This window comes from Cupriavidus sp. UYPR2.512 (genome assembly GCF_000379565.1).
GTDB lineage: Bacteria > Pseudomonadota > Gammaproteobacteria > Burkholderiales > Burkholderiaceae > Cupriavidus.
In genome coordinates, this window is record NZ_KB902860.1 from 1 (window position 1) to 11157 (window position 11157).

Here is an 11157-nt window from a genome sequence, read left to right on the forward strand (position 1 = left end):
CAGGCGACGCGTTTTTTGGTTACTTTTTGTCGCTCGGACAAAAAGTGACTCGCCGGCTACGCCGGCGAAACAGCCCACGCCCGCCAAGCACGACAACCAACCCGTGGTGCCAAAGCCACCCCCCAAAAAAAAACGACGCACCAAAAGCACGTCGTTTCATACGGCAATAGCAACCCGCAACCCTACTGCGTCACCGTCCCCTGTTGCCCTGGCGTCCCCTGCTGCGCCACCGGACTGCTCTCCTGCAAACCACCGCCCAGCGACCGGTACAGATCGATCGCATTGTTGAGCCGCAATTGCCGCGCCTGAATCAGCGCCTGCTCCGCGGTAAACAGCTGGCGCTGCGCATCGAGCTCGTCCAGGTAGCTGGCGATGCCACTACGGAAGCGCAGGCGCGCCAGTTCATAGCGTGCCTGTTCCGCGTTGCGCACCTCTTCCTGGCCGGTGACCTGGTCTTCCAGGGTGCCGCGCGCCACCAGTGCATCGGCCACTTCCGCGAAGGCCGTCTGGATGGTCTTCTCGTAGTTGGCGATCTGGATGTTCTTGCGCACATTGGCCAGGTCCAGGTTCGACAGGTTGCGGCCATAGTCGAAGATCGGCAGCACCAGTTGCGGCGCAAACGACCACGCACGCGTGCCGGCATCGAAGAGTCCCGAGAACGACGGGCTGATGGTGCCCGCGCTGGCGGTCAGCGTGATGCGCGGGAAGAATGCCGCGCGCGCCGCGCCGATATTGGCGTTGGCCGACAGCAGCAACTGCTCGGCCTGCCGGATATCGGGACGTTGCTCGAGCAGGTCCGACGGCAGGCCGGCCGGGATGTCGCTGATGATGCGCTCGTCCGACAGGCGCACCGGCGCCGGAAGGTTCTCGATGGTGCCGATGGGCTTGCCCACCAGCACTTCAAGCGCGTTCTGCGCCTGCGCGCGCTGGCGCGCCAGCTGCGCCGCGGCCACGCGGGCCTGCGCCACCAGCGATTCGTTGTCGCGCAGGTCCAGCGCCGAGGTGGCGCCCGCCTCGAAACGCTGCTTGGCCAGGCCGTAGGTGCTTTCACGCGCCTTCAGCGTGTCGCGCGCCAGGTCGTACTGCTCGGCGAAGGAACGCTCGGCCAGGTAGGCCTTGGCAACTTCCGACACCAGCGAGATCTGCGCCGAGCGGCGTGCCTCTTCGGTGGCGAAGTACTGCGCCAGCGCGGCATTGGACAGGCTGCGCACGCGTCCGAAGAAATCCAATTCATAGGACGAGATGCCCAGGCCCACCTGGTAGACCTCGGTCACGCCGGCCTGGCCGAGCACCGTTGCCGACTGGGCCGCGGTGGTGCGGGCCCGGGTGTAGCCGCCGGTCGCGTTCACCGTGGGCAGCAGGTCGGCGCGCTGCACCTGGTACAGCGCGCGCGCTTCTTCGATGCGCAGCGCGGCGGTGCGCAGGTCGCGGTTGTTTTCCAGCGAGGTGGCGATCAGCGCCTGCAGGCGCGGGTCGCGGAAGAACTCGCGCCAGCCGATGTCGGCCGCGCGGCGGGTCTCGCCGCTCTTCGCCTCGGCGGTGGCGTAGCCCTCGGGCGCCACCGGGAAGCTGTCTGCCACCGGCGGGGCAGGGCGGTCATAGTGGGGTGCCAGCGTGCACCCGGTCAGAACGCCGGCCACCAGCAGCAGTGTGGTCAGAGTCTTGGTCATGTTCAGATTTCCTCTTTCGGCTCGTGCCACTTCTGGTCCAGCATGCGCTGGCGCGCACTGCCCTTGAAGCGCTTGCGCACCACGACGAAGAAGACCGGCACCAGGAAGATCGCCAGCACCGTGGCCGTGATCATCCCGCCCATCACGCCGGTGCCGATGGCGCGCTGGCTGCCCGAGCCCGCGCCGGTGGCGATCGCCAGCGGCAGCACGCCCAGGATGAACGCCATCGACGTCATCAGGATCGGGCGGAAGCGCAGGTGCACCGCTTCCAGTGTGGCTTCGAGCAGGCCCTTGCCTTGCGCCTGCAGGTCCTTGGCGAATTCCACGATCAGGATGGCGTTCTTCGCCGACAGGCCGATGGTGGCGATCAGGCCCACCTTGAAGTACACGTCGTTGGGCATGCCGCGCAGCGTCACGCCGAGCAGCGCACCGAGCACGCCCAGCGGCACCACCAGCAGCACCGAGAACGGGATCGACCAGCTTTCATACAGCGCGGCCAGGCACAGGAACACGATGATCAGCGACAGCGTGTACAGGATCGGTTCCTGCGAGCCGGCCAGGCGTTCTTCGTACGACTGTCCGGACCACTCGAAGCCGAAGCCCGGCGGCAGCTTGGCGAAGTTCTCTTCCATCACGCGCATGGCTTCACCGGTACTGCGGCCCGGCGCGGCCTGGCCCGCCAGCTTCACCGCCGGCATGCCGTTGTAGCGCTCCAGGCGCGGCGAGCCCATCACCCACTTGGACGTCGCGAACGCGGCAAATGCCACCATGTCACCGTTGCTGTTGCGCACGCGCAGCTTGGTCAGGTCGTCGGGCAGGCGGCGGTCTGAGCCTTCTGCCTGCACGATCACCTTGCGCACCCGGCCTTCATAGATGAAGTCGTTGACGTAGTTCGAGCCGAACGCAATCGACAGCGTCGAGTTGATGCTGGCCACCGTGACGCCGAGCGCCTTGGCTTTCTCGCGGTCGATGTCGATCTGCAGCTGCGGCGCGTCTTCCTGGCCTTCCGGGCGCACGCCCATCAGCACCGGGCTCTTGGCCGCCATGCCCAGCATCATGTTGCGCGCTTCCATCAGCTTGGCGTGGCCCTGGCCGGTGCGGTCCTGCAGGCGGAAGTCAAAGCCTGAGGAGTTGCCCAGCTCGGAAATCGCCGGCGGGTTGAGCGGGAAGATGATCGCGTCCTTGATGAACGACAGCGCGCCGAAGGCACGGCCGACCAGCGCCTGCGCGGTTTCGCCGGCGCCGGTGCGTTCCTTCCAGTCCTTCAGGCGCACGAACGCGATACCGCCGTTCTGGCCGCGGCCGAAGAAGGAGAAGCCCGCCACCGTGATCATCTGGTCCACCACCTTGCTTTCCTTCTGCAGGTAGTAGTCCTCGATCTGCTTGAGCACGCCGATGGTACGGTCCTGGGTCGCGCCGTTGGGCAGCTGCACCACGGTGATCATGTAGCCCTGGTCTTCGTCGGGCAGGAACGACGACGGCAGGCGCTTGAACAGCACCACCACGCCGACGATGATGACCGCGTAGATGATCAGGTAGCGGCCGGTGCGCTTGAGGATGCGCGCCACCACGCCCTGGTAGCTGGTCGACGCGCGCGCGAAGGTGCGGTTGAACCAGCCGAAGAAGCCCTTCTTCTCATGATGATGGCCGGCTTCGACGGGCTTGAGCAGCGTCGCGCACAGTGCCGGGGTCAGCGTCAGCGCCAGCAGCGCCGAGAACGCCATCGACGAGATCAGCGACAGCGAGAACTGGCGGTAGATGTTACCCACCGAGCCCGAGAAGAACGCCATCGGGATGAACACCGCGGTCAGCACCAGCGTGATGCCGATGATGGCGCCGGTGATCTGGCCCATCGCCTTGCGCGTGGCTTCTCGTGGCGAGAGGCCTTCCTCGCTCATGATCCGCTCGACGTTCTCGACCACCACGATGGCATCGTCCACCAGGATACCGATGGCCAGCACCATGCCGAACATGGTCAGCACGTTGATCGAGAAGCCGAACGCCAGCAGTGCGCCGAACGTACCCAGCAGCGCGATCGGCACCACCAGCGTCGGGATCAGCGTGGCGCGGAAGTTCTGCAGGAACAGGTACATCACCAGGAACACCAGCACCACGGCTTCCAGCAGCGTCTTGATCACTTCCTCGATCGAGATCTTGACGAAGGCCGAGGTGTCGTAAGGCACCGAGTACTGGTAGTCCGCCGGGAAGGTCTTCGACAGCTCTTCCATCTTGGCGCGCACCGCGGTGGCGGTGGCCAGCGCGTTGCCGGTCGGGGCCAGCTTGATGGCGATGGCCGCCGACGGCTTGCCGTTGGTGCGGGCCAGCGTCGAGTAGTCGGCGCCGCCCAGCTCCACCCGGCCCACGTCCTTGATGCGCACCGAAGACCCGTCCGGGTTGGTGCGCAGCAGGATGTTGCCGAACTGCTCCGGCGTGGTCAGGCGGCTTTCGGTGGTGACGGTGGCGTTGAGCTCGGTGCCCTTGGGCGAGGGCGTGCCGCCCAGCTCGCCCACGGCGACCTGGATGTTCTGCTCGCCCACCGCGGCGGTGACGTCGGTCGGGGTCAGGTTGTAGCCGGTCAGCTTGGCGGGGTCCAGCCAGATCCGCATGGCGTACTCGGTGCCGAACAGGTCGGCCTGGCCCACGCCCGGCACGCGGCGGATCGAGTCGATCACCTGCGCCGAGACATAGTTGCCGAGCTGGATCGCGTCAGCCGTGCCGGACTTGGACGACACGGTCAGGAACATCATGTAGTTGTTCCCGGCCTTGTCCACGCGCACGCCCTGCTGGCGCACTTCAGCCGGCAGGCGCGCTTCCACGCGCTTGAGGCGGTTCTGCACTTCGACCGAGTTCAGGTCGACGTTCGAACCCGGCGCGAAGGCGATGGTGATGCTCGCCAGGCCGGACGACTCGCTGGTGGAGTTGTAGTAGAGCAGGTTAGGGGCGCCGTTGAGCTCCTGCTCGATCACCGAGGTGACGGAATCCTCCAGCGTCTTGGCCGACGCACCCGGGTAGGTGGCGGTGACCGAGATCGTCGGCGGGGCGATGTTTGGATATTGCGCGATCGGCAACTGCAGGATCGCCAATATGCCGCCCAGCACGATGATCAGCGCGAGCACCCACGCGAACACCGGCCGGTCGATAAAAAACTTGGCCATAAAACTGGCTCCCTCTTGGTCTAGCGGTCTAGCCGTATTTGCCGTTGGTACGGCAGGGTTCAGCCTTGCGTGGCGTCAGACTTGGCTTGCTGCTGGCTCTCAGCCTTGGGGGCAGAGGCCGGCGCCGCCGGGGCGGAGGCCGTCGCCCCGGCCGGCTTGAACGGCACGGCCCTGGCCGGCGCACCGACCTTGATCTTCTGCAGGCCCTCGACGATCACCTTCTCGCCGCCCTTCAGGCCTTCGGTCACCACCCAGCTGTCGCCAATGGCCTGCGGCGCCTTGACCGGCACCGCCGCGACATTGCCGTCCGTGCCCACCACCATCACGCTGGCACCCTGCGCGCCGCGGATCAGCGCCCGCTGCGGCACGGTCAGTGCGTTCTCATCCACGCCCTGCTCGATCTTCACGCGCACGAAGGTGCCCGAGAGCAACTCGCGCTTCGGGTTGGGGAACTGCGCCCGCAGCGTGATCGCGCCGGTGGTCGGGTCCACGGTCATGTCAGAGAACAGCAGCTTGCCGGTCTGCTCGTACTCGCGGCCGTCTTCGACGTACAGGTGCACTTTGGCGCCGCCGTTCATGCCCTTGACCATGCCGGACTCGATCGCGCGGCGCAGGCGCGTGACTTCCGAAGCCGGCTGGGTGAAGGTGACCCACATCGGGTCAACCTGCTCCACCAGCGCCAGCTTGGTCGCCTCGCCCTTGCCCACCAGCGCGCCCTCGGTCACCAGCGCGCGGCCGGCCCGGCCGCTGATCGGCGCGGTCACGGTGGTGTAGCCCAGGTTGATCTGGGCGGTGCGCACCGCCGCCTTGGCCGATGCCACGTCGGCATTGGCCTGGCCGGCGGAGGCCACGGCGTCGTCGTACTCCTGCTTGCTGACCGCGTTGACAGCCACCAGCGGCTTGTAGCGGTCGGCCTTCAGGCGCGCCGACACGGCGTTGGCCTCGGCGCGCTGCAGCGCTGCCTGGGCCGAAGCCAGCGCGGCCTGGTAGGGCGCCGGGTCGATGCGGAACATCACCTGGCCGGCCTTCACTTCGCCGCCTTCGGTGTAGTTGCGCGACAGCACGATGCCTTCGACGCGAGCACGCACTTCGGCCGTGCGTATGCCTTCCAGGCGGCCCGGCAGTTCATTGACGACGGCGACCGGCGACGGCGTCACGGTCACCACACCCACTTCCGGCGGGGGCGGTGCGCCGCCTTCGGCCTTCTTGTCACCGCAGGCAACAAGCGCCACGGCAGACAGCGCCGCTAGTGCATAGGCTGCAACGCAACGGATACGTTGGGACTTCCTCATCGATAACCCCATGATGGCAATTTGAGATCTGCCGCATCGCCCCGGACCTGTCATCCGACAAACGGAAACGACGCAGCCCGCCGCACGGTTTGCAGCGGACAAAAGTGTGATGCTAGCCACAATTCGCGGCGTCGCCATGTCAAATGCGACGAACGGTGGCTTTTATGTAACGACTGGATTCATGACCGGCTGGCCTGCGGCAGGGATTGCCAGCTGTGCTGGGTATGTCACAGAAGGCGGCTGGCCGAATGCCGGGCAAGCGCGTATTATATATACATTCAAGCATGTATGTTAAGTTGATGTTGCAGAAGGGCCTTTCGGCGCACAACCTGCGCCGCGGGGCCGCGGCAAAACGGATCCCGACCCCGGTTCAAACCTGACCAGCCGGTCCGAAATGTCCCCACCCGTTCGGAATCACGGCGCAAACCGCCGGCTCGGGTTAGGATGCGCGCCGGCGTATCGGCTCGAAAGCTGCAAGCACATTGCCATGTGACGATAACGACCTGCCGGCGCATGCGCCGGCCCGTGCGGCTGCCAAGGCGGCCGCACCCAGGGAGACCCAACAAGGCTGGCCATGACGGCTCCATCGCGTCATGCCGCCGGCACCAGAGACAAAAATGGTCAGACGCACCAAGGAAGAGGCGCTTGAAACGCGCCACCGGATTCTCGACGCGGCCGAAGCCGTGTTCCACGCCCGCGGCGTGGCACGCCCGTCGCTGGCCGACATCGCCGAGGCGGCGGGTGTCACGCGCGGCGCGATCTACTGGCATTTCAAGAACAAGAGCGATGTGTTCGCCGCCATGTGCGACCGCGTCAACCTGCCCGTGGAAGCGCTGTGCGACCCCGAGCGGCTCGCGCGCCAGGAAGACCCGCTGGGCGGCATCCGCGACATCTGCGCCTATGTGATGCGCCAGACCGTGGTCAATCCGCGCTGGCGCCGGGTGTTCGAGATCATCTTCCACAAGTGTGAAATGGTGCAGGACAACGGCGCCATCTTCGAGCGCCAGCGCCAGTCGCACCAGGACGGCCTGGTCAAGATGCGCGAGCACCTGCGCCTGGCCCTGGAGCGCGGCCAGCTGCCCGCCGACCTGGACCTGGACCTGGCCGTCAACGCCTTCCATGCCGCCATCGGCGGGGTGCTGGCGCACTGGCTGTTCTCGCCCCAGGACTTCGACCTCGACGCCAACGCCGAGCGCATGTCCGACGCCTTTATCGATACCCTGAAGTTCTCACCGGCGCTGCGCCACGGCTACGTGCCGCGCCCGATGGCGGCGCTGGACCGGGAACTGTCCACGCTGTGCCAGCAGGCCTGCCCGAACGCCCAAATGGGCGGGCTCGAAACCGGCGACCTGGTCCCCTGAGCCGCGCGCTTAGCCGCGCATGGCCTCGCGCCAGCGCGCCAGGAAGGCGCGCTTGCGCATTGCGTCCTGCGCGGCCAGCAGGCCCGGGCCGACGCTGATCGGCTTGAGCGCGTAGCCCAGCCGCTCCGACAATGCCGCCGCGGTGTGCACGCTGTCGGTATCGGTGCGGATGGTATAGAGCTGCGAGGTGGACTTGGCCAGCACCGCCTGGCCCTGGCGCGAGAGCAGGTAGTCCAGCCACAGCCGCGCCGCATTGGGCCGCGGCGCGCGCCGGGCAATAAAGGCCACCCGCGACATCACCAGCGTGTAGTCGCGCGGGGCGATCACGTCGATGGCCGCGCCGCGCTCCATCAGCGACAGCGCGTACGAACCCAGCAGGTTGTAGCCCATCACCAGCTCGCCGCTGGCGATGCGCTCGATCATCTCGGCAGTGGACGCCGACAGCTGCACCCCGGCGCGGCCCAGCGCCTGCGCCAGGTACCAGAACTCACTGCCCATGCGCGCGTCCTGCTGCGCCAGCAGGTAGCCCACGCCCGAGCGCTCCACGTCATACGTCACCACCTTGCCATGCCAGCGCGGCGCGTGCTCCTGCAGCAGCCGCGCCAGCCCGCTGCGGCTGCGCGGCGGGCGCATGCCGGCCAGGTGGTGGCGGTTGTAGACGATCACCGCCGGCTCGAAGGTGGTGCCCCAGGCCTCGTCGCGCCACACCGCCCAGCCGGGCAGGCCGGCGCGCTCGGGCGAGGCGTAGCGCTGTGCATGGCCATCGTTGACCAGCTTGATCTGCAGGTCCATCGCCGTGCTCCACAGCACGTCGGCAAAGGCCGCATCGGGCGCGGGCCGCTTGCCGCCCAGCGCCGCGGTCTCGGCCAGGAAGCGCTGGTTCAGCTCGATCGTGTTGAGATCCTGGTAGTGCACGCGGATGCCCGGGTAGCGCGCCTCGAACGCGGCGATCAGCGGCTGCGCCACTTTCAGGTCGGTCGATGCATAGACCGTGACCATGCCTTCGCGCATGGCGCCGGCGATGGTGGCGTCATATCCGGACGGATACCCCGGTGGCGGCGCCGGCGGCCTAGACTGGGCATGAAGGGGCCATGCGGCCGGCAAGGTGGCGCCGGCCAGCAGCGATGCGCCCAGCAGGCGGCGGCGCTGCCCCGAGGCAGGCGGCTCGCAAGCGCACGGCAGGGGCGGCAGGGACGGACGCGTGGGCACGGTGGTCGGAAACGGAAGAACGGCCTGTGGAAGCGAGCGGGCGCACGGACAACACGCGCCGGGACCGGCGGGGCGGAGGTATTATAGGCGCCCGCGGCGGGCACGCTCCATCGGTGCTGCACCTTGTTATCCGGACGTTTTCCGCCGCCGCAACCGAAACATGGACCCAACCGGCAGAGGAGGAGACCGGCATGCGCATCCTGCTGGTGGAGGATGAAGTCGAACTGGCACGCTGGGTCGCCCGCGCGCTGGAGCAGGGCGGCTTTGTGATCGAGCACGTCGCCGACGGGCTGCAGGCCGAGGCCCGCCTGCAGGCCGAGGAATACGACGCGGTGCTGCTCGACCTGCGCCTGCCCGGCAAGGACGGGCTGGCCGTGCTCAAGTCCATGCGTGCGCGCGACGACCGCACTCCGGTGCTGATCCTGACCGCGCAGGACACGCTGGACGAACGCGTGCGCGGCCTGAACCTGGGCGCCGACGACTACCTGCCCAAGCCCTTCGCCATTGCCGAGCTGGAAGCACGGCTGCTGGCGCTGATCCGCCGCAGCCGCGGACGCGCGCATCCGCGCCTGCAGTGCGGCACGCTGGTGTTCGACGGCGAGACCCGCAGCTTCACGCTGGACGGCGCGCCGCTGGCGCTGACCCCGCGCGAATCGACCCTGCTGGGCGCGCTGCTGGCACGCAGCGGCCAGCCGCTGACCAAGGCGCAGCTGCTCGACAAGGTGTTCTCGCTCGACGCCGATGTCTCTCCCGACGCGATCGAGGTGCTGGTCTACCGGCTGCGCAAGAAGCTGGCCGGGCATGGCGTCACCATCGTCACCCTGCGCGGCTTCGGCTACTTGCTGGAGCCCGAGGCCGGGCGCTGACATGCGCTGGCGGATGGGCCCGCGCCATCCGGTGCTGCTGTGGCGCCGCGGCAGCCTGCGCCGGCAACTGCTGTTGCTGCTGGTGCCGGCGCTGGCGGCGATGATGGCGATCGACACCTGGCTGACCTACGGCACCCTGCGCGACGCCGCCAACACGGCTTATGACCGCTCGCTCTATGGCTCGATCCGCGCCATCGACAATGCCATCGGCATGGCCGGCGGCAGCGTCCAGCTGACCCTGCCCGACGCCGCCATGGAGATGTTCGAGACCGCGGCGCAGACCCATGTGTTCTACCGCGTGTCGACCGAGCGCGCCGGCCAGGCCGAGACCGTCACCGGCTACGACGACCTGCCGCTGCCGGCCGGCAGCCTGGTCAACAACCAGCCGCGCTTCTACGACGCCGAATACCGGGGCGAGGCCGTGCGCATCGCCGCCATGGCGCGGCCGGTATACCGGCCGGATGCGCGCATGCGCGTGATCATCCAGGTGGCCGAGACCGCGGAGCCGCGCACCACGCTGATCGGCACGGTCTGGCGCAGCGCGCTGGCGCGCGACCTGCTGCTGATCCTGCTTAGCGCCGGCATCCTGGTCGGCGGCGTCACCTACGTGCTGCGCCCGCTGGCGCGCGTGCGCGACGACGTGGAAGCGCGTTCGCCGGACGACCTGACACCGCTCACGTTCGAGCGCGTGCCCGCGGAGGTGCGCCCGCTGGTCGACGCAGTCAACCTGCATGTGTCGCGCTCCGCGGCAATGGCGCAGTCACAGGCCCAGTTCATCGCCGACGCCGCGCACCAGCTGCGCACGCCGCTGGCGATCCTGAAGACCCAGGCCGAGTTCGCCCAGCGCCAGCTGCGCGCGCCCAACCCCGAGGCCGCGCGCCAGGCCGCCGGCGAAGCCGTGGGCGGCATCGTCACCCAGCTGGAGCAGGCCGCGCGCCTGACCAACCAGCTGCTGGCGCTGGCGCGGGTACGCCAGCAACCCGGCGAGAACGCGCAGGAGGCCGATGCCATCGACATCATCGACGCCGTCACCGTGGCCGAACAGGTGGCGCTGGATTACCTGCCGCTGGCGCGCGGCAAGCAGCAGGACTTCGGCTGGGAGCCGGTGCCAGGGCTGAAGCTGCCAGTGCGCGCCGACCCCGCGCTGCTGCGCGAGGCGCTGGCCAACCTGGTCCACAACGCCATCCAGTACTCGCCGCGCGGCAGCCGCATCACGCTGTCAGCCACGCGCGCCGACCAGACCGCCTGCCTGGTGGTGGAAGACGATGGTCCCGGCATCCCGGCCGAAGAGCGTGAGAAGGTCTTTGCGCGCTTCTACCGGCGCGTGGGCAATGCGGAACCGGGCTCCGGGCTGGGGCTCGCCATCTCGCGCGAGATGGCGGCGCGATTTGGGGGGACGGTGGAACTGGGCGAAGGGCTGCAGGGCGTTGGTGTGCGGGCTGTGTTGAAGTTGCCGGTTGGGGAATAGAGGATCGTAATACGGGGTTGTCCGTGCTTGGCGGGGTTGTCGTGCTTGGCGGGCGTGGGCTGTTTCGCCGGCGTAGCCGGCGACTTACTTCTTGTCCAAGCGACAAGAAGTAAGCAAGAAACGCGTCGCCTATGCG

General features: G+C 67.9%; 7 protein-coding genes. 3 read left to right on the forward strand and 4 right to left on the reverse strand.

Annotation, left to right across the window (positions count from 1 at the left end; all coding sequences use genetic code 11):
- Positions 1-182: 182 nt before the first annotated feature.
- From A3A5_RS0105660 to A3A5_RS0105670, 3 genes are read right to left on the reverse strand one after another with little or no spacing between them, the layout of a single operon-like run.
- Complete coding sequence (locus A3A5_RS0105660; protein WP_018309639.1) at positions 183-1670, reverse strand: efflux transporter outer membrane subunit; 1488 nt, start codon at positions 1668-1670, stop codon at positions 183-185.
- A 2-nt stretch (positions 1671-1672) separates the two neighbouring features.
- A complete protein-coding gene (locus A3A5_RS0105665) occupies positions 1673-4825 on the reverse strand; it encodes an efflux RND transporter permease subunit (RefSeq protein ID WP_018309640.1) in 3153 nt (1050 codons plus the stop codon).
- Between the two features lie 59 nt (positions 4826-4884).
- Positions 4885-6117: an efflux RND transporter periplasmic adaptor subunit gene (locus A3A5_RS0105670; RefSeq protein ID WP_026200491.1), complete on the reverse strand. Its 1233-nt coding sequence runs from the start codon at positions 6115-6117 to the stop codon at positions 4885-4887.
- Between the two features lie 617 nt (positions 6118-6734).
- Between A3A5_RS0105670 and A3A5_RS0105675 the strand changes: the two genes are divergently transcribed.
- Entirely contained in the window at positions 6735-7478 is a 744-nt protein-coding gene (locus A3A5_RS0105675; protein ID WP_018309642.1) for a TetR family transcriptional regulator, read from the forward strand.
- A 9-nt stretch (positions 7479-7487) separates the two neighbouring features.
- On the opposite strand, the gene A3A5_RS0105680 is transcribed toward A3A5_RS0105675, so the two are convergent.
- Positions 7488-8582, reverse strand: coding sequence for an ABC transporter substrate-binding protein (locus A3A5_RS0105680; RefSeq protein WP_026200492.1), 1095 nt, complete (start codon positions 8580-8582; stop codon positions 7488-7490).
- A gap of 296 nt (positions 8583-8878) precedes the next feature.
- Here A3A5_RS0105680 and A3A5_RS0105685 point away from each other — a divergent pair, with 296 nt between their 5' ends.
- Together A3A5_RS0105685 and A3A5_RS0105690 are read left to right on the forward strand one after the other, a co-directional pair.
- On the forward strand, positions 8879-9553 hold the full coding sequence (locus tag A3A5_RS0105685; protein WP_018309644.1) for a response regulator: 675 nt from the start codon (positions 8879-8881) through the stop codon (positions 9551-9553).
- Between the two features lies 1 nt (position 9554).
- Positions 9555-11021 (forward strand): sensor histidine kinase, encoded by a 1467-nt coding sequence (locus A3A5_RS0105690; RefSeq protein WP_157637142.1) that lies wholly within the window; start codon positions 9555-9557, stop codon positions 11019-11021.
- The last annotated feature ends 136 nt before the right edge of the window (positions 11022-11157 follow it).